The sequence below is a fragment of the Anoxybacillus sp. ST4 genome (assembly GCF_019448545.1).
GTDB classification, from domain to species: Bacteria; Bacillota; Bacilli; order Bacillales; family Anoxybacillaceae; genus Anoxybacillus; species Anoxybacillus pushchinoensis.
Genome location: NZ_JAHZOE010000014.1, coordinates 36,648 through 55,219, shown reverse-complemented (window position 1 = coordinate 55,219; position 18,572 = coordinate 36,648). Strand labels below are relative to the sequence as shown.

The following is an 18,572-nucleotide window of genomic DNA, read 5'->3' as shown; positions in this document are numbered from 1 at the left end:
CATCGCGTCAAGCGAGTAAGATCCCTTGAAGATGACAAGGTTGATAGGTCCGAGGTGGAAGCGTGGCGACACGTGTAGCTGACGGATACTAATCGATCGAGGACTTAACTAAGCACACAAGAAAAGCGTAGGCGACTGTTCAGCCACGAAGAACGCGAAAGGCCTGCGAGGAGGCTGTTGCCGCCACAGCAGGACTGAAGCGATTCGAGGGGCTAGGAGCCGAAGCTAGACAGCAAGAAAAGCTGAGAACGGTCCTTGGCGAAGCCAAGGAAACGTCCGACGGAGCCGAGAGCTTTTGACGAAGACGTGCTTGCACGTCGAACGGAAAAAGCGAAGGCGTAGGAGGATGTTAGTTCGAAGCTAGACATCAAGAAAAGCGTAGGCTAACCTGTTATCTAGTTTTGAAGGAATCATCCTTCTATATGTTTGCTCGGTGACGATGGCGGAGAGGTCACACCCGTTCCCATCCCGAACACGGAAGTTAAGCTCTCCAGCGCCGATGGTAGTTGGCGGGACACCGCCTGCGAGAGTAGGACGTTGCCGGGCAAGAAAAGACCAAGACAAATTTAGTCTTGGTCTTTTTGTTTTATTGAACGAATGCAATGGGTAAAATATATAGTAGTGTAGGAAGGGAATCCTTGCATTTTTGAAGAATTCCGTATATATTAAAGTTAAAGTCAAATATAGTCAAAGTCAACTGGCAGAGGAGGGATTATGTGAGGAATATCTCTGATGTCATTGAGCAATATTTAAAACAAGTGCTAAATATGAGCGGAAAAGATATCGTTGAGATTAAACGAAGTGAAATTGCAGACAAATTTCAGTGTGTTCCTTCGCAAATTAACTATGTCATCAATACACGTTTTACACTAGAGAGAGGATATATTGTTGAAAGCAAGCGTGGCGGTGGTGGTTATATTCGCATTATGAAAGTGAAAGCCCAGAGCGCTTCTCAACTTATTGATCATCTACTGTCACTTGTTCAAGAGCGAATTAGCCAAACGCACGGCGAACATATCATTCAACGATTGCTAGATGAAAAGGTAATTTCAGAGCGAGAGGCGAATATGATGTTAAGCGTTATTGATCGCGCCGTTTTATCTATTGATCTTCCTCATCGTGATGAACTGCGTGCGCGCATATTGAAAGCGATGTTGACATCGTTAAAGTACATGTAGAGAGGGTGAATACTTTGATATGCCAAGAGTGTAATCAGCGACCAGCAACGCTTCATTTCACTAAAATTGTGAATGGGGAAAAAACAGAAATACATCTTTGTGAGCAGTGCGCTCATGAAAAAGGTGAAATGTTTATGTTCCCGCATCAAGGCGCTTTTTCAATTAATAATTTAATTGCTGGACTGTTAAATATGGACGCGTCACTAAAAGAACAGAAAGCGCCCTCTTTCCATAGCGAGCATATATTACAATGCGAACGGTGTAAAATGACGTATGCTCAGTTTGTGAAAGTTGGACGTTTTGGTTGTGCGAATTGTTACGAAACATTTGCTCATTATTTACCACCTGTTTTTCGAAGACTACATGGCGGCCATGTGGCTCATGAAGGAAAGATTCCGAAGCGGGTCGGCGGCACACTATATATCCGTAAACAAATTGGACAGCTAAAGCACGTGTTACAAGATCTAATTGTTAAGGAACAATTTGAAAAAGCAGCCGAAGCTCGTGATCAAATTCGGGAACTTGAAACAAAATTAAAGGCAGAAGGGGGCGCTTCACATGAGTAAACAATTATTTTTTCAGCGCGCTCTTAGCCCATGGATGAGTGAAGAAGGGCCAGATTCCGATATTGTGTTAAGCAGTCGAATTCGTCTAGCAAGAAATATGAAACAATATTCGTTTCCAACCGTATTTACAAACGAAGAAGCAATCGCAATTATTGAACTATTTGAACGGTTATTTTCGCAAAAAAGCTATGGGCATATCGGACCTTTTTTCTTATTGAAAATGAACGAATTACAATCAATTGAAAAGCGAGTATTAGTTGAAAAGCATTTAATTAGCCCTCATTTAGCTGAAGATTGCACGTTTGGTGCATGTTTATTATCTGAACAAGAAGAAGCTAGTATCATGATTAATGAGGAAGACCATGTTCGCATTCAATGTTTATTTGCAGGCTTCCAATTAAAAGAAGCATTGAAAATGGCAAGCGCCTTAGACGATTGGATTGAACAGCATGTAGATTATGCCTACGACGAAAAATACGGCTATTTAACAAGCTGCCCGACGAATGTCGGGACGGGATTACGAGCATCTGTCATGATGCATTTACCAGGACTTGTATTAACACAACAAATGAATCAAATCATTCCAGCAATTAATCAACTCGGTTTAGTTGTGCGCGGTACGTACGGAGAAGGTAGTGAGGCGTTAGGTAATATTTTCCAGGTTTCTAACCAAATTACATTAGGAAAAAGCGAGGAAGATATTGTCGAGGATTTAACTGGAGTTGTTCGACAATTAATTGAGCAAGAGCGAATGGCCCGTGAGGCATTAGTAAAAACTTCTAACATACAATTAGAAGATAGGGTATATCGTTCTTACGGTGTTTTAACGAACAGCCGAATCATCGGTTCAAAAGAGGCAGCACAATGTTTATCCGATGTGCGATTAGGCATTGATCTAGGATATATTACAAACGTGCCAAAAACAATTTTAACAGAGCTTATGATTTTGACACAGCCTGGATTTTTACAAAAATATGCAGGCGGTGCAATGCGTCCGCAGGAGCGAGATGTTCGTCGTGCATCGCTCATTCGTGAACGATTATGCCAATTAAGTTAAATTAGAGGGGGTTGATCAAAATGATGTTTGGACGTTTTACAGAGCGAGCACAAAAAGTGCTAGCATTAGCGCAGGAGGAAGCAGTTCGATTAGGACATAACAATATTGGGACAGAGCACATTTTACTCGGTCTTATTCGGGAGGGCGAAGGGATTGCTGCGAAAGCGCTCATGGCGCTCGGATTAGGGCCAGACAAAATTCAGAAAGAAGTAGAGTCACTGATTGGACGTGGAAACGAAGTAGGGCAAACGATTCACTATACACCACGTGCCAAAAAGGTGATTGAGCTCTCTATGGATGAAGCTAGGAAGCTTGGCCATTCTTATGTAGGAACAGAACATATTTTACTCGGTCTCATTCGTGAAGGAGAAGGTGTAGCGGCGCGTGTTTTAAACAATTTAGGTGTAAGCTTAAATAAGGCTCGTCAACAAGTGCTTCAACTGCTAGGAAGCAACGAATCTGCCTCTGGGCATCATGGGGGGACAGCTCACGCCAATACGCCGACGCTAGATAGTTTGGCGCGTGATTTAACAGCGATTGCACGTGAAGGCGGTTTAGACCCTGTGATCGGGAGAAGTAAAGAAATTCAACGTGTTATCGAAGTGTTAAGTCGCAGAACGAAAAATAATCCTGTTTTAATTGGAGAACCGGGTGTAGGAAAAACAGCAATTGCCGAGGGACTAGCTCAACAAATCGTCAATAATGAAGTGCCTGAAACGCTTCGTGATAAGCGTGTAATGACGCTTGACATGGGTACGGTCGTTGCCGGAACAAAATATCGGGGTGAGTTTGAAGATCGTTTGAAAAAAGTGATGGATGAAATTCGTCAAGCTGGCAACATCATTTTATTTATTGACGAATTGCATACGCTCATCGGAGCAGGTGGGGCGGAAGGAGCTATTGATGCATCAAATATTTTAAAACCTTCTCTTGCTCGAGGGGAGTTACAATGCATTGGAGCTACAACGTTAGATGAATATCGAAAATATATCGAAAAAGATGCGGCGTTAGAAAGACGCTTCCAGCCAATTCATGTGGGTGAACCAACTGTTGAGGAATCGATTCAAATTTTAAAAGGATTGCGGGATCGTTATGAGGCGCACCATCGCGTTTCTATTTCAGATGAGGCAATTGAGCAGGCAGTAAAGCTTTCGGATCGTTACATTTCGGATCGATTTTTACCAGATAAGGCGATTGATTTAATTGATGAAGCTTGTTCGAAAGTGCGCTTACGTTCATTCACGACACCACCAAATTTAAAAGAGCTTGAACAAAAACTGGAGGAAATTCGTAAAGAAAAAGATGCCGCAGTGCAAAGTCAAGAATTTGAAAAAGCAGCATCGTTGCGAGATGCCGAACAAAAATTGCGCGAACAACTTGAGGAAACGAAACGGGCATGGAAAGAAAAGCAAGGTCAAGAAAACTCTGAAGTGACTGTAGAAGATATTGCAGCCGTCGTGTCAAGTTGGACCGGAATTCCAGTTTCCAAATTGGCTCAAACAGAAACAGAGCGGTTGTTGAAGTTAGAGGAAATTTTACATTCTCGTGTGATCGGACAAGAAGAAGCAGTTAAAGCTGTTGCAAAGGCTGTTCGTCGTGCTCGAGCAGGGTTAAAAGATCCGAAGCGCCCAATCGGTTCATTTATTTTCCTTGGACCGACAGGTGTAGGAAAGACAGAGTTGGCAAGAGCGCTTGCTGAAGCGATGTTTGGTGACGAAGATGCAATGATCCGCATCGACATGTCTGAATATATGGAGAAACATTCAACGTCACGCCTTGTCGGTTCTCCTCCAGGATATGTTGGCTATGAGGAAGGCGGACAATTGACAGAAAAAGTTCGCCGGAAACCGTATTCTGTCATTTTATTAGATGAGATCGAAAAAGCGCATCCAGATGTGTTTAATATTTTGTTACAAGTATTAGAAGATGGGCGCTTGACAGACTCTAAAGGACGGACGGTTGATTTCCGAAATACAATTATCATTATGACATCAAACGTCGGTGCTGACGCCCTCAAGAGAAATAAATACGTTGGTTTTAATGTACAAGATGAGAGCCAGCAGTACAAAGATATGAAGGGAAAAGTAATGGACGAGTTGAAAAAGGCATTCCGTCCAGAGTTTTTAAACCGAATTGATGAGATCATCGTCTTCCACTCACTTGAGAAAAAACATTTAAAAGAAATTGTATCATTGATGGTCGAACAACTGAAAAAACGACTACAGGAACAACAAATTGATTTAGAATTAACAGATGCAGCGATTGAAAAATTAGCGGAAGAAGGATATGACTTAGAATATGGAGCTCGTCCGTTGCGCCGAGCAATTCAAAAACATGTCGAAGATCGTTTATCTGAAGAATTGTTAAAAGGAACGATTAATAGCGGGCAAAAAGTCGTCATGGATGTAAAAGAAGGTCAGTTTGTTGTACTAACAAACGAGCCGGTAAAATAACAAAACAAGGTATGCTTACGCGCATACCTTGTTTTTCATGGTGAAAGGAATGGAGCAATGGTTAAACGGAAAACGAAATTTGTTTGTCAACATTGTGGGTATGAAACAGCAAAATGGATGGGGAAATGTCCAGGATGTCATTCATGGAATGCGATGGTTGAGGAAACGGAAATTGTAAAATCCCATCATCGTGCGTTATTTGTGCATACAGAAGGGGTATTAGCTAAACCTGTATCCATTACTACGGTAGAGACAACGCAAGAGCCAAGAATTGACACAAAGTTTACAGAGTTCAATCGCGTGTTAGGGGGCGGAATTGTTCGCGGTTCCCTCGTTTTGATCGGGGGCGATCCTGGCATTGGGAAATCGACATTGTTATTGCAAATTTGCGCCCAGCTCGCAAACGATGAACATACTGTGCTATATATTTCCGGGGAAGAATCCGTCAAACAAACGAAGCTTCGTGCTGAACGGTTGCATGTGACGTCCGACCATTTATATGTTTTATCTGAAACGAATTTAGAGCATATTATTCAAACGGTGGATGAGATGAAGCCTGCGTTTGTCGTCATTGACTCGATTCAGACGATATATCGTTCGGAGATTACATCAGCCCCGGGAAGTGTCTCACAAGTTCGTGAATGTACAGCGGAGCTGATGCGAATAGCTAAAACGAAAGGAATTGCTATTTTCATTGTCGGACATGTGACGAAAGAAGGGGCACTTGCAGGACCGCGCATTCTTGAACATATGGTTGACACTGTATTATATTTTGAAGGAGAACGACATCATACGTACCGCATTTTACGGGCGGTAAAAAACCGGTTTGGCTCTACAAATGAAATCGGCATTTTTGAGATGAAAGAAACAGGACTCACAGAAGTAAAAAACCCATCAGAAATTTTTTTAGAAGAGCGTTCCAAAGGTGCATCCGGCTCTACCGTTGTCGCTTCCATGGAAGGTACAAGGCCGGTATTAGTCGAAATTCAAGCATTAGTGTCACCGACTAGCTTCGGAACGCCGCGTCGCATGGCAACAGGCATTGATCATAATCGCGTTTCTTTGCTGATGGCTGTATTAGAAAAACGGGTAGGCTTGCTTCTTCAAAACCAAGATGCGTATTTAAAAGTAGCTGGTGGCATCAAGCTGGACGAACCTGCTATTGACCTAGCGATCGCTGTAAGCATCGCCTCAAGCTTTCGCGATCAACCGACAAATCATACGGATGTTGTCATTGGGGAAGTTGGATTGACAGGGGAAGTTCGCCGCGTGTCTCGGATTGAACAGCGTGTGCAAGAGGCAGTTAAGCTTGGTTTTCAGCGCATTATTATTCCGAAAAGTAACATCGGTGGATGGAACATGCCAAAAAGTGTTGAAGTCATTGGTGTGGCCGATGTAGAAGAAGCGTTGTATTACTCGTTAGGAGAAGGGAAAAATCGGCCAATATTTTAACAAAACGATTAAAAAATGATTAAAAATGATGCTCATATTGGTTTCAAACATTGGAAACTGTTTATAATGTAATAGAGGAGGTGAAAAAACGTGTTAAAACGAATTGTGCAAGCATCCTTTTTAATTACTGGGGGAATGCTGGGAATCATTTTCTTTCCTACTTTGTTGAAATTGTTGCACCTTAACGATCTTCCTTATATCGATAGTCCATATGTAGCGGCCCCAGTTGGTGCGATCATCGTATTCCTTCTCACGTTTTGGTTAGTCGATCATGTGGTTGGACTCATTCATTGGATGGAAGAAACGCTAGTTAAAGCACCTGTGACGGACTTGTTGTTTGGGAGTCTCGGTCTCATTTTTGGGCTCATTGTTGCCTTTTTAGTCGTCATTCCGTTGAATTCTATTCAAATTCCTTTTGTTAATACGATGTTGCCCATTTTTCTTACGCTATTGTTAGGTTACCTAGGTTTTCAAGTTGGGTTCAAAAAGCGAGATGAGTTAATGAACTTATTTTCTTTAACGAACAGAAGCGGAAAGAAAAAAGGGAGCGAGGAAGAAGAGAAAAAAGGAAAGTCGTTAAAAATTTTAGATACGAGTGTCATTATTGACGGACGGATCGCTGACATTTGCCAAACGGGTTTCTTGGAAGGGACGATTGTCATTCCGCGCTTTGTGTTAGAAGAATTACAACATATCGCTGATTCTTCTGATGCCCTCAAGAGAAATCGCGGACGAAGAGGGCTAGATATTTTAAACCGAATTCAAAAAGAATTAGCCATTAACGTTGAGATATATGAAGGTGATTTTGAAGGAATTCAAGAAGTTGATAGCAAGCTCGTAAAATTGGCGCAACTTACGTCAGGGGTTGTCGTGACAAATGATTTTAACTTAAATAAAGTATGTGAGTTGCAAAATGTTCCGGTGTTAAACATTAACGACTTAGCAAACGCCGTCAAACCGATCGTTCTTCCAGGGGAAGAATTAAATGTTCATGTGATTAAAGATGGAAAAGAACAAAACCAAGGTGTTGCCTATTTAGATGACGGAACGATGATCGTTGTTGAAGACGGGAAAGATTATATCGGAAAACGGGTCGATGTACTTGTGACAAGCGTCTTACAAACTTCAGCAGGAAGAATGATTTTCGCCAAATTAAAACTACTCGAAAAAGCATTATGAGCTGTTAGGAGATAGGGAAATGAACTATTCTGTCATTATACCGGCAGCTGGTCAAGGCAAACGAATGAATGCAGGAATGAACAAACAATTTATCGATCTTGAAGGAATGCCAGTTATCATTCATACGTTACGTGTATTTGAACGGGATGTTTTATGCCAAAACATTGTGTTGGTCGTTAATGATCAAGAACGTGAACAGTTTGTTCGTCTGCTTCATCGTTTTGAAATAAAAAAAGTGACATCACTAGTTCCCGGAGGGGAAGAACGACAACAAAGTGTTTACAATGGATTAAAAGCGGTGGGCGATACGGGCATCATACTCATTCACGATGGTGCTCGCCCGTTTGTTACAATTAAAAAAATTCATGAACTCGTTCAAGTAACGGAAAAGACAGGGGCGGCCGTGTTAGCTGTTCCTGTAAAAGATACGATGAAAAAGGTGGTCGATGGCCAAATTGAAAAAACGGTCGATCGATCGAGCTTGTGGGCTGTACAAACACCACAAGCTTTTTCCGTGCCGTTAATTCGCCATGCCCATGAACAGGCGAAAGAAGAACAGTTTATCGGGACAGATGATGCGAGCCTTGTCGAGCGGATCGGTCATCGAGTTGCCATTGTCGAAGGTGAATATACGAATATTAAACTGACAACAAAAGAAGACTTATTATTTGCAGAAGCCATTTTACGTGCGAGAGGAGATCAATGATGTATCGAATTGGACAAGGGTTTGATGTCCATCAGTTTGCTGAAGGGCGTCCGCTTATTATTGGTGGGGTAACGATTCCGTATGAAAAAGGATTGCTCGGACATTCGGATGCAGACGTATTGTTGCATGCGATTGCTGATGCTTGTTTAGGGGCTATTGGTCAAGGGGATATCGGTAAGCATTTTCCCGACACAGATGAAGCATACAAAGATGCCGATTCAGCACTTCTTTTGCAACATGTATGGAGCATTGTGCGCCAACATGGATACAAACTTGTTAATGTGGACTGTACAATTATTGCCCAAAAACCGAAGATGGCACCGTATATTGCAAATATGCAGGAGCGAATTGCTGAGTTGTTAGAAGGGGACGTTTCACAAGTAAACGTGAAGGCAACGACAACAGAAAAGCTTGGTTTTACAGGAAGAGAAGAAGGAATAGCTGCCCAGGCCGTCGTTTTACTACAAAAGAATAATGAATGATGGATTTTGTAGGCGGTTTACGGTACAATGAGGTACAGAAATTAGGTAGATGGAGGTCATGACATGTCACAGGAAGTAAGGGTGCGCTACGCACCGAGTCCGACTGGTCATTTACATATTGGCGGTGCGCGCACAGCATTATTTAATTATTTATTCGCTCGCCATCATCGTGGAAAATTTATCGTTCGTATTGAAGATACAGATATTGAACGGAATGTAGAAGGCGGCGAACAGTCGCAACTTGAAAATTTGAAATGGCTCGGTATTGAATATGACGAATCTATAGATAAAGATGGAGGCTACGGACCTTATCGTCAAACAGAGCGTCTGCACATATATCGTCAATATACAAATGAATTGCTAGAAAAAGGATATGCTTATAAATGTTTTTGTACGCCCGAGGAACTAGAACAGGAGCGTGAGGCACAAAAAGCAGCTGGCATTGCTGCCCCACAATATAGTGGCAAATGCCGTCACTTAACGCCAGAACAAATTCAGCAGCTAGAAGCGGAAGGTAAGCCATACACGATCCGTCTAAAAGTGCCGGAAGGGAAAGTGTACGAATTTGAAGATATGGTGCGCGGCCGTGTTTCTTTTGAATCAAAAGATATCGGAGATTGGGTCATCGTGAAAGCAAATGGTATCCCAACGTATAACTTCGCTGTCGTCATTGATGACCATTTAATGAAAATTACACATGTATTCCGTGGTGAAGAGCATTTATCAAACACGCCAAAACAGTTGATGGTGTATGAATATTTCGGTTGGGAGCCACCAAAATATGCGCATTTGACGCTAATCGTAAATGAAAATCGTAAAAAATTGTCCAAACGTGATGAATCGATTATTCAATTCGTTTCGCAGTATAAAGAGCTTGGTTATTTGCCAGAAGCGATGTTCAACTTCTTTGCGTTATTAGGTTGGTCACCAGAAGGAGAAGAGGAGATTTTCACAAAAGAAGAGCTTATCCGTATGTTCGATGTTTCTCGCTTATCAAAATCTCCATCGATGTTTGATAAGCAAAAGTTGACGTGGATGAACAACCAATATATTAAAAAGCTCGATTTAGATCGTCTCGTTGAATTGTCACTCCCTCATTTAATTCAGGCTGGGCGCTTGCCAGAACAAATGACAAATGAGCAAAAGCAGTGGGCTCGTGATTTAATTGCGTTATACCAAGAGCAAATGAGCTATGGTGCTGAAATTGTAGAGCTATCAGAGCTTTTCTTTAAAAAAGATATTGAATATGATGAAGAAGCGAAAGCAGTTTTAGCCGGTGAACAAGTGCCACATGTATTAAAAGCATTTTACGAACAAATCGAACAGCTTGCGACGTTTAATAGTGAGCAAGTTAAAGCTGCGATTAAAGCGGTACAAAAAGAGACAGGACAAAAAGGGAAAAACTTGTTTATGCCGATTCGTGTGGCTGTAACAGGACAAACGCACGGTCCGGAACTTCCAGAGGCGATTCGTTTGCTCGGAAAAGAAACGGTAATGTCCCGATTAGCAAAACTCATCGGTTAACATTTCTTTGCTTATGTAATAAAATAGGTATAAGTCATATAGACGAAAGCGTTGAAGAGGAGAAGTAGAAAGAATGCAGCATGCCAGAGAGAACCACCTTGGCTGGAAGTGGTTTATGCTTGATTCTTTTGAAATGCACCTCGGAGCCTCCTTTCGAACCAGAGACGTTCTGCAGTAGAATGGAGCGGATTCCCTTCCGTTATAAGGGCAAGAGTGAGCCTTTTGGCTAAACAGAGTGGAACCGCGCTAGTGAAGCGTCTCTGTGTCATTGTACACAGAGACGTTTTTTATTTTGGAAGATAACAAAGGGGGGAACAACGTGTTTAAAACTTTAAAAGAAGACATTGAAGTGATTTTCGAACAAGACCCGGCAGCAAGAAGTTATTTAGAAGTCATTTTGACGTATTCCGGGTTACATGCGATTTGGGCACATCGCATTGCACATGCGCTTTATAAGCGGAAATTTTACTTTTTAGCTCGCCTTATTTCACAAATTAGCCGCTTTTTTACCGGCATTGAAATCCACCCAGGTGCAAAAATTGGTCGCCGCTTTTTCATCGATCACGGCATGGGAGTCGTCATCGGTGAAACGTGCGAAATTGGTGATAACGTAACGGTGTATCAAGGTGTCACACTCGGTGGAACCGGTAAGGAAAAGGGAAAACGTCATCCGACGATTAAAGATAACTGCTTAATTGCAACCGGTGCGAAAGTGCTTGGTTCCATCACTATTGGGGAGAATAGTAAAATTGGGGCCGGTTCGGTCGTGTTGAAAGATGTACCACCAAACTCAACGGTTGTCGGTATTCCAGGGCGTGTCGTTGTACAAAATGGAGTGCGTGTCAATAAAGATTTAAATCATTGTGATTTACCGGATCCAATTGCAGATCGTTTTAAAGAGTTAGAAGCAGAAATCGAGCAACTAAAAACACAATTAGAAGAACTAAAGAAAGGAACGGTGAACCATGAGCATTCAAGTGTATAATACGTTAACGCGAAAAAAGGAACCGTTTGTCCCGATTGAACCAAATAAAGTAAAAATGTATGTATGCGGCCCGACAGTATACAACTATATTCATATTGGTAACGCTCGCCCAGCTATCGTATTTGATACTATTCGACGCTACTTACAATTTCGTGGGTATGAAGTTCAATACGTCTCTAATTTTACCGATGTAGACGATAAACTTATTCGAGCAGCAAGAGAACTAGGAGAAGACGTGCCGACTATTGCAGAGCGGTTTATTGAGGCATATTTTGAAGATATTACAGCGCTTGGTTGCAAAAAGGCAGATGTTCATCCTCGTGTGACAGAAAACATTGATACGATCATTGAATTTATTGAACAGCTCATCGAAAAAGGATATGCGTACGAAGTGGATGGTGACGTATATTATCGCACACGTCGCTTCTCTGATTACGGGAAACTATCGCATCAATCGATTGATGAATTAAAATCAGGCGCCCGTATTGAAGTGGGGGAGAAAAAAGAAGATCCTCTTGATTTTGCGTTATGGAAAGCGGCAAAAGAAGGGGAAATTTACTGGGATAGTCCATGGGGGAAAGGTCGTCCAGGATGGCATATTGAATGTTCAGCCATGGCGCGTAAATATTTAGGAGATACGATTGACATTCATGCTGGTGGGCAAGATTTAACGTTCCCGCACCATGAGAATGAAATTGCTCAATCGGAAGCGTTAACAGGGAAAGTTTTTGCGAAATATTGGTTGCATAATGGCTACATTAATATCGATAACGAAAAAATGTCAAAGTCGCTTGGAAACTTTATTTTAGTGCATGACATTATTCAGCAAGTTGATCCGCAAGTGTTGCGTTTCTTTATGCTTTCGGTTCATTACCGTCATCCAATTAACTATAGCCAGCCGCTGCTTGACAGTGCAAAAAGTGGGTTAGAACGTTTAAAGACAGCGTATGCGAATATAAAACATCGTTTAGAAAGCAGTACAAATTTAACGACAAACGATGAACAATGGCTGACGAAAATTGAAGATTTAAAAAATGAATTTATTCGCGAAATGGATGATGATTTTAATACAGCAAACGGGATCGCCGTTTTGTTTGAACTAGCTAAACAAGCGAACGTATATTTGATGGAGAAGCATACATCTCAAGCGGTTCTTCAAAAGTTTTTACAACAATTTGAACAGCTTTTTGATGTCCTTGGTCTTTCTTTAAAACAAGATGAATTGCTTGATGAAGAAATTGAAGCGCTCATTCAACAGCGAATTGAAGCAAGGAAAAATCGCGATTTTGCATTAGCTGACCGCATTCGTGATGAACTAAAGGCGAAAAACATCATTTTAGAAGATACACCACAAGGAACGAGATGGAGAAGAGGATAAAACGATGTTGCATTTGTTTCCTAAAATGAAAGATTTTCAACAGTTAAACGGTTTAACGTTAGCTTACATTGGTGATGCCGTATACGAGTTATTCGTACGGCATCATCTCCTCGCTTTAGGAAAAGTAAAGCCAAACGATTTACACAACTTAGCAAAAACATATGTTTGTGCTAAAGCACAAGCGAAAGTGTTGCAATCGTTATTAAATCATCATCAACTATCTGATCAAGAGATTTCCATTGTCCGACGTGGACGTAATGCAAAATCTGGGAGCACTCCGAAAAGTACAGACGTACAAACGTATCGTCAAAGTACAGGGTTTGAAGCGTTAATTGGCTACCATTTTTTAAGCGGAAATGAAGAGCGGCTCCATCAATTAATGCAATGGGTGTTCGATGTACAACACAATGATGAGGAAAGGGGGATGTAACGCATGGATCTCATTATCGGTAAAAATCCGGTATTGGAAGCATTAAAATCTGGACGCGAGATGAATAAAATATGGATTGCTGAAGGTTCCCAACGCGGCCAAATGCAACCGATTATCCAGCTTGCTAAAGAGATGGGAATTACGGTGCAATACGTTCCTAAAAAAAAGATGGATCAGTTAAGCGAAGGGAATCATCAAGGGGTCATTGCGCAAGTTGCGGCATATCGATACTACGACGTAGATGACTTGTTCAAAAAAGCCGAAGAACGTGGAGAGGCTCCATTTTTTATCATTTTAGACGAACTCGAAGATCCACACAATTTAGGATCCATTATGCGAACGGCTGATGCAGTAGGTGCTCATGGCATTATTATTCCGAAGCGTCGTTCGGTCGGTTTGACCGCAACCGTCGCAAAAGCGTCAACGGGTGCGATTGAACATGTCCCTGTTGCGCGTGTCACGAACTTAGCACGAACAGTAGATGAATTGAAAGATCGGGGAGTTTGGATTTTCGGAACGGATGCAAAAGGGAATGAAGATTATCGCCAACTAGATGGGGTGATTCCATTAGCGTTAGTCATTGGTAGTGAAGGAAAAGGAATAAGCTGTTTATTACGGGATAAGTGCGATGTGCTCGTTCGCTTGCCGATGGTTGGACATGTTACATCGTTAAATGCTTCCGTTGCGGCTAGCTTGTTAATGTATGAGGTGTATCGAAAACGTCATCCATTAGGTGAGTAAGATGGATATTTTAATCGTTGATGGCTACAACATCATCGGTGCTTGGCCGGAATTGCGGGAACTACGGGATGTAGATTTAGCTTTGGCGCGCGATCGACTTGTCGAGAGAATGGCAGAGTATCAAGCATTTACCGGCTGTAAAGTGATTATTGTTTTTGACGCACACCTCGTACAAGGAACAACAAAAAAATATGTCGATCATCAAGTAGAAGTCATTTTTACAAAAGAAAATGAAACAGCAGATGAACATATTGAGAAATTGGCGAAGTCGCTCCAAAAAGTTCGGACGAAAGTATACGTGGCTACATCAGATTATACAGAACAATGGGCGATTTTTGGTCAAGGGGCGTTGCGCAAATCAGCACGAGAGCTACTCATTGAGGTGGATGCGGTGCAGCGAAATATTTCAAGCAACGTCAAGCATATTCAACAAAAAAAGCCGATGTCAAAAATTCCTCTGACGGATGAAGTCGCAAAAATTTTCGAAAAATGGCGAAGAGGGGAAAAATGAACGATTGACCCTGTAAAAAAATGTACTGTATAATACTTTTATCCATGTGCAGGGCGGGGGGATCGGCGTGAGCGCAAATGCAAATGAAAAACAACAAAGCCGTTATGAACAACTAGAAGATGAAACGATTGTAGAACTTGTGCATCAAGGTGATAGTGAGGCACTTGATTATTTAATTCATAAGTACAAAAATTTTGTCCGAGCGAAAGCACGTTCATATTTTTTAGTCGGTGCAGATCGCGAAGATATTGTACAAGAAGGAATGATCGGATTATATAAAGCGATCCGAGATTTTAAAGAAGATAAGCAGTCGTCGTTTAAGGCGTTTGCCGAGCTGTGCATCACGAGGCAAATGATTACAGCGATAAAAATGGCTACGCGCCAAAAACATATTCCACTTAATTGCTATGTTTCATTGGACAAGCCGATTTACGAAGATGATTCTGCCCGTACATTAATGGACGTTCTTTCGGGAACGAAAATAACAAATCCTGAAGAGTTAATCATTAATCGTGAAGAGTTCGATCATATTGAAGAAAAGATGACTGAACTGCTTAGCGATTTAGAACGGAAAGTGCTCCTTCTTTATTTGGAAGGTCGATCGTATCAAGAAATTTCCGAAGAGCTTAATCGGCACGTTAAGTCGATTGATAACGCATTGCAACGCGTAAAACGCAAGTTAGAGAAGTATATAGAAATTCAAGGAATTAGCTTATAATATTGACATAAAAAAAAGTTGTATGATACAGTTTTTAAGACGTAGTATGTCGGAGGAAAACGTATGCGCAAAAAAGTGATTTTAGCATGCAGCCAATGTTTAAATAGAAATTATTCAACAATGAAAAATGTTGCTCAACATAGTGAGCGGCTTGAGATGAAAAAGTTTTGTAAAACATGCAATACGCATACGCTTCACCGTGAAACGAAGTAATTGATGATCCCGAGATGTTGGAGGGTTTTATATGCAACAATTAACGAAATTTTTCCGCGAAGTCGTTCGTGAAATGAAAAAAGTTAGCTGGCCGAAACGAAAAGAACTAGTGAATTATACGATTACTGTTTTAGCGACAGTTGCATTTTTCACTGTATTTTTTGCAGTTGTTGATTTAGGAATTTCAGAGTTAGTTCGTTTTATACTTGAATAGCACTAGTATATCCATGGTATAATGAAAGATAACAAACAGAAATAAAGCCCGGTAACGGGTTTTTATTTTGCCTAAAAAAGATATGTTTAGGGAGGGAAGGACGATAGCGTCCCAACAAATGGAAAAGAATTGGTATGTTATTCATACGTACTCAGGTTACGAAAATAAAGTAAAAACGAACTTAGAGAAGCGTGTTGAGTCGATGGGTATGCAAGATAAAATTTTTCGTGTTGTTGTACCTGAGGAAGAAGAGACAGACATAAAAGGCGGAAAAAAGAAAGTAGTAAAAAAGAAAGTATTTCCGGGTTACGTACTTGTGGAAATGATTATGACTGATGACTCTTGGTACGTTGTCCGCAACACCCCAGGAGTAACGGGATTTGTCGGTTCAGCTGGTGCGGGATCGAAGCCGACGCCACTTCTCGAGGAAGAAGTTTCAGCCATTTTAAAACGCATGGGCGTCGACTTAATCGAGCTCGAATTTGATTTTGAATTGAATGAAACTGTTCGTATTAAGGAAGGCCCATTCGCAAACTTCGTTGGAACGATTCAAGAAATTGAGATGGATAAACAAAAAGTAACGGTGCTCGTTGATATGTTCGGACGTGAAACACCGGTAGAACTTGACTTTTCCCAAATCGAAAAAATATAATAGTAAACAACTTGCAAACATGCAAGAAAAGTGATAATATTTTAAGGTCAGTATGTCTCAATCATTGAGACGAATGCGATGATTGTTTTCATATATGGAGTGGGAGGGAACATCCCTAATACCACATCACGGACTTAAGGAGGTGTGTCTCGTGGCTAAAAAAGTAATTAAAGTTGTCAAATTGCAAATTCCTGCAGGGAAAGCGAATCCAGCACCACCAGTCGGTCCAGCATTAGGTCAAGCTGGTGTTAACATCATGGGATTCTGTAAAGAATTCAACGCTCGTACAGCTGATCAAGCAGGTTTAATTATTCCTGTTGAAATTACGGTATATGAAGACCGTTCATTTACATTTATTACGAAAACTCCACCTGCTGCTGTATTACTTAAAAAAGCGGCTGGTATCGAGTCTGGTTCTGGTGAGCCAAACCGTAATAAAGTGGCAACAGTAAAGCGCGACAAAGTGCGCGAGATTGCTGAAACAAAAATGCCAGACTTAAACGCGGCGAGCATTGAAGCAGCTATGCGCATGATCGAAGGAACAGCGCGCAGCATGGGCATCGTCATCGAAGACTAATGAAGATCTGGCTGGAAAAGGTTGCGGAAGCGAACTATATAGTTTTCGCAACCTTTATTCGTGGGAGGTCTTTCCGTTAAAACCACAAAAGGAGGAAATAAACATGCCAAAAAGAGGAAAACGTTACTTAGAGGCAGCGAAATTAATTGATCGCTCAACAGCATACGCTGTACAAGAGGCGATCGAGTTAGTGAAAAAGACAAATGTTGCAAAATTTGACGCAACAGTAGAGGTTGCTTTCCGTTTAGGTGTTGATCCGAAGAAAGCGGACCAACAAATTCGTGGTGCAGTTGTACTGCCACATGGTACAGGTAAAGTGCGCCGCGTGTTAGTACTTGCGAAAGGTGAAAAAGCGAAAGAAGCGGAAGCTGCAGGCGCAGATTACGTAGGCGACACAGATTACATTAACAAAATCCAACAAGGTTGGTTTGAGTTCGATGTGATCGTTGCTACTCCTGATATGATGGGTGAAGTTGGTAAAATCGGTCGTATTTTAGGACCAAAAGGATTAATGCCAAACCCTAAAACAGGAACAGTTACGTTCGAAGTTGCTAAAGCGGTTAACGAAATTAAAGCTGGTAAAGTAGAGTACCGCGTTGATAAAGCAGGAAATATCCATGTACCAATCGGCAAAGTATCGTTCGATACAGAAAAATTAGTAGAAAACTTCACAACAATTTACGAAACAATCTTAAAAGCGAAACCAGCAGCGGCAAAGGGCACATACGTGAAAAACGTAACAGTTGCTTCAACGATGGGTCCTGGCGTAAAAGTAGATCCTTCTACAGTTGCTGTCGCTCGCTAATAATAGATGTTGACTTTCTAATTGGAATTTAGTAAAATACTCATTGTTTGAAAAAAGAATATCATTTGTACCGTAGACAGTAGGTGCCTCATGCAAGGCTTAATTTCCTACCGAGGTGTTGAGACTGATAAATGAGTGCATGCGTGCACTTTTAGGGGCCTCCATGTCTACGTTGACGTGGAGGTTTTTTATTGGGCGGTATAAGTGGTGTTGAAACTCAACTTCTACAGGAGGTGTTGACATGAGCAGCGTACTTGAACAAAAGCAGCAGCTAGTGGCGGAGATTGCTGAAAAACTTCGCGCGAGCAAGTCAACGATCATCGTTGATTACCGTGGCTTAAATGTCGCTCAAGTTACAGAACTTCGTAAGCAACTTCGCGAAGCGGGCATCGAGTTCAAAGTGTACAAAAACACATTAACTCGTCGTGCTGTTGCTGAGCTAGGCTTAGAAGGTTTAGACGAAACATTAACAGGTCCGAATGCAATTGCATTCAGCAATGAAGATGTCGTTGCTCCTGCAAAAATTTTGAACGAATTCGCGAAAAAGAACGAAGCGTTAAAAATTAAAGCAGGTATCATCGAAGGCAACGTGGCAACGTTTGAAGAAGTTAAGGCACTTGCAGAGCTTCCATCTCGCGAAGGCTTGCTCTCTATGTTGCTTAGCGTTCTTCAAGCACCAATCCGCAACTTTGCTCTCGTTACAAAAGCGGTTGCTGAGAAGAAAGAAGAGCAAGGTGCTTAATTTCCAAAT

At 41.5% G+C, this 18,572-nt stretch carries 21 protein-coding genes, 2 rRNA genes and 2 other annotated features; all 23 genes read left to right on the top strand.

The annotated features are described in order from the left end of the window. A 23S ribosomal RNA gene (locus K1I44_RS10100) occupies positions 1 to 112 on the top strand; the annotation flags it as partial. A gap of 317 nt (positions 113 to 429) precedes the next feature. Further along, positions 430 to 546: ribosomal RNA gene (gene rrf / locus K1I44_RS10095) — 5S ribosomal RNA — on the top strand. A gap of 221 nt (positions 547 to 767) precedes the next feature. Continuing rightward, positions 768 to 1,178 carry a CtsR family transcriptional regulator gene (locus tag K1I44_RS10090; protein WP_370627990.1) on the top strand — a complete coding sequence of 137 codons (411 nt, stop codon included), beginning with the start codon at positions 768 to 770 and terminating at the stop codon, positions 1,176 to 1,178. A gap of 14 nt (positions 1,179 to 1,192) precedes the next feature. Then, a complete protein-coding gene (mcsA, locus tag K1I44_RS10085; protein ID WP_219986062.1) occupies positions 1,193 to 1,744 on the top strand; it encodes a protein-arginine kinase activator protein McsA in 552 nt (183 codons plus the stop codon). Next, positions 1,737 to 2,801, top strand: a complete 1,065-nt coding sequence (gene mcsB / locus K1I44_RS10080) for a protein-arginine kinase McsB (protein WP_003397618.1) — start codon at positions 1,737 to 1,739, stop codon at positions 2,799 to 2,801. Before mcsA ends, mcsB begins: the two co-directional genes overlap by 8 nt. A gap of 20 nt (positions 2,802 to 2,821) precedes the next feature. Continuing rightward, positions 2,822 to 5,254 carry an ATP-dependent protease ATP-binding subunit ClpC gene (gene clpC, locus K1I44_RS10075; protein ID WP_003397622.1) on the top strand — a complete coding sequence of 811 codons (2,433 nt, stop codon included), beginning with the start codon at positions 2,822 to 2,824 and terminating at the stop codon, positions 5,252 to 5,254. A 57-nt stretch (positions 5,255 to 5,311) separates the two neighbouring features. Next, on the top strand, positions 5,312 to 6,706 hold the full coding sequence (radA, locus tag K1I44_RS10070) for a DNA repair protein RadA (protein ID WP_003397624.1): 1,395 nt from the start codon (positions 5,312 to 5,314) through the stop codon (positions 6,704 to 6,706). Between the two features lie 90 nt (positions 6,707 to 6,796). After that, the gene (locus tag K1I44_RS10065) at positions 6,797 to 7,885 is read left to right on the top strand and encodes a PIN/TRAM domain-containing protein (protein ID WP_003397625.1); all 1,089 of its coding nucleotides are present in this window, start codon (positions 6,797 to 6,799) and stop codon (positions 7,883 to 7,885) included. A 19-nt stretch (positions 7,886 to 7,904) separates the two neighbouring features. After that, complete coding sequence (gene ispD, locus K1I44_RS10060) at positions 7,905 to 8,591, top strand: 2-C-methyl-D-erythritol 4-phosphate cytidylyltransferase (RefSeq protein ID WP_003397626.1); 687 nt, start codon at positions 7,905 to 7,907, stop codon at positions 8,589 to 8,591. Further along, complete coding sequence (gene ispF, locus K1I44_RS10055; RefSeq protein WP_003397627.1) at positions 8,591 to 9,073, top strand: 2-C-methyl-D-erythritol 2,4-cyclodiphosphate synthase; 483 nt, start codon at positions 8,591 to 8,593, stop codon at positions 9,071 to 9,073. Before ispD ends, ispF begins: the two co-directional genes overlap by 1 nt. A 63-nt stretch (positions 9,074 to 9,136) precedes the next feature. Beyond that, entirely contained in the window at positions 9,137 to 10,597 is a 1,461-nt protein-coding gene (gene gltX, locus K1I44_RS10050; RefSeq protein WP_003397629.1) for a glutamate--tRNA ligase, read from the top strand. 42 nt (positions 10,598 to 10,639) lie between these two features. Further along, positions 10,640 to 10,862 (top strand) — a binding site (T-box leader). Between the two features lie 54 nt (positions 10,863 to 10,916). Beyond that, positions 10,917 to 11,582 carry a serine O-acetyltransferase gene (gene cysE, locus K1I44_RS10045; RefSeq protein WP_009361476.1) on the top strand — a complete coding sequence of 222 codons (666 nt, stop codon included), beginning with the start codon at positions 10,917 to 10,919 and terminating at the stop codon, positions 11,580 to 11,582. Beyond that, entirely contained in the window at positions 11,563 to 12,960 is a 1,398-nt protein-coding gene (cysS, locus tag K1I44_RS10040; RefSeq protein ID WP_219986061.1) for a cysteine--tRNA ligase, read from the top strand. The genes cysE and cysS overlap by 20 nt, the downstream gene beginning before the upstream one ends. Positions 12,961 to 12,964: 4 nt before the next feature. After that, the gene (locus K1I44_RS10035) at positions 12,965 to 13,390 is read left to right on the top strand and encodes a Mini-ribonuclease 3 (RefSeq protein ID WP_219986060.1); all 426 of its coding nucleotides are present in this window, start codon (positions 12,965 to 12,967) and stop codon (positions 13,388 to 13,390) included. A gap of 3 nt (positions 13,391 to 13,393) precedes the next feature. Continuing rightward, entirely contained in the window at positions 13,394 to 14,131 is a 738-nt protein-coding gene (gene rlmB / locus K1I44_RS10030; protein WP_219986059.1) for a 23S rRNA (guanosine(2251)-2'-O)-methyltransferase RlmB, read from the top strand. A 1-nt stretch (position 14,132) separates the two neighbouring features. Next, entirely contained in the window at positions 14,133 to 14,642 is a 510-nt protein-coding gene (locus K1I44_RS10025) for an NYN domain-containing protein (protein WP_219986058.1), read from the top strand. A gap of 67 nt (positions 14,643 to 14,709) precedes the next feature. Next, positions 14,710 to 15,360: an RNA polymerase sporulation sigma factor SigH gene (gene sigH, locus K1I44_RS10020; RefSeq protein WP_219986057.1), complete on the top strand. Its 651-nt coding sequence runs from the start codon at positions 14,710 to 14,712 to the stop codon at positions 15,358 to 15,360. A gap of 63 nt (positions 15,361 to 15,423) precedes the next feature. Then, positions 15,424 to 15,573 (top strand): 50S ribosomal protein L33, encoded by a 150-nt coding sequence (rpmG, locus tag K1I44_RS10015; RefSeq protein WP_003397640.1) that lies wholly within the window; start codon positions 15,424 to 15,426, stop codon positions 15,571 to 15,573. Between the two features lie 31 nt (positions 15,574 to 15,604). Beyond that, positions 15,605 to 15,787, top strand: a complete 183-nt coding sequence (secE, locus tag K1I44_RS10010; RefSeq protein WP_003397641.1) for a preprotein translocase subunit SecE — start codon at positions 15,605 to 15,607, stop codon at positions 15,785 to 15,787. Between the two features lie 118 nt (positions 15,788 to 15,905). Next, complete coding sequence (nusG, locus tag K1I44_RS10005; protein ID WP_003397642.1) at positions 15,906 to 16,439, top strand: transcription termination/antitermination protein NusG; 534 nt, start codon at positions 15,906 to 15,908, stop codon at positions 16,437 to 16,439. A gap of 151 nt (positions 16,440 to 16,590) precedes the next feature. Beyond that, entirely contained in the window at positions 16,591 to 17,016 is a 426-nt protein-coding gene (gene rplK / locus K1I44_RS10000; protein WP_003397643.1) for a 50S ribosomal protein L11, read from the top strand. A 103-nt stretch (positions 17,017 to 17,119) separates the two neighbouring features. Continuing rightward, positions 17,120 to 17,821 (top strand): 50S ribosomal protein L1, encoded by a 702-nt coding sequence (gene rplA, locus K1I44_RS09995; RefSeq protein ID WP_003397644.1) that lies wholly within the window; start codon positions 17,120 to 17,122, stop codon positions 17,819 to 17,821. Between the two features lie 52 nt (positions 17,822 to 17,873). Continuing rightward, positions 17,874 to 18,020: a sequence feature (ribosomal protein L10 leader region), on the top strand. Between the two features lie 42 nt (positions 18,021 to 18,062). Continuing rightward, positions 18,063 to 18,563, top strand: coding sequence for a 50S ribosomal protein L10 (gene rplJ, locus K1I44_RS09990; RefSeq protein ID WP_003397646.1), 501 nt, complete (start codon positions 18,063 to 18,065; stop codon positions 18,561 to 18,563). Positions 18,564 to 18,572: the final 9 nt, after the last annotated feature.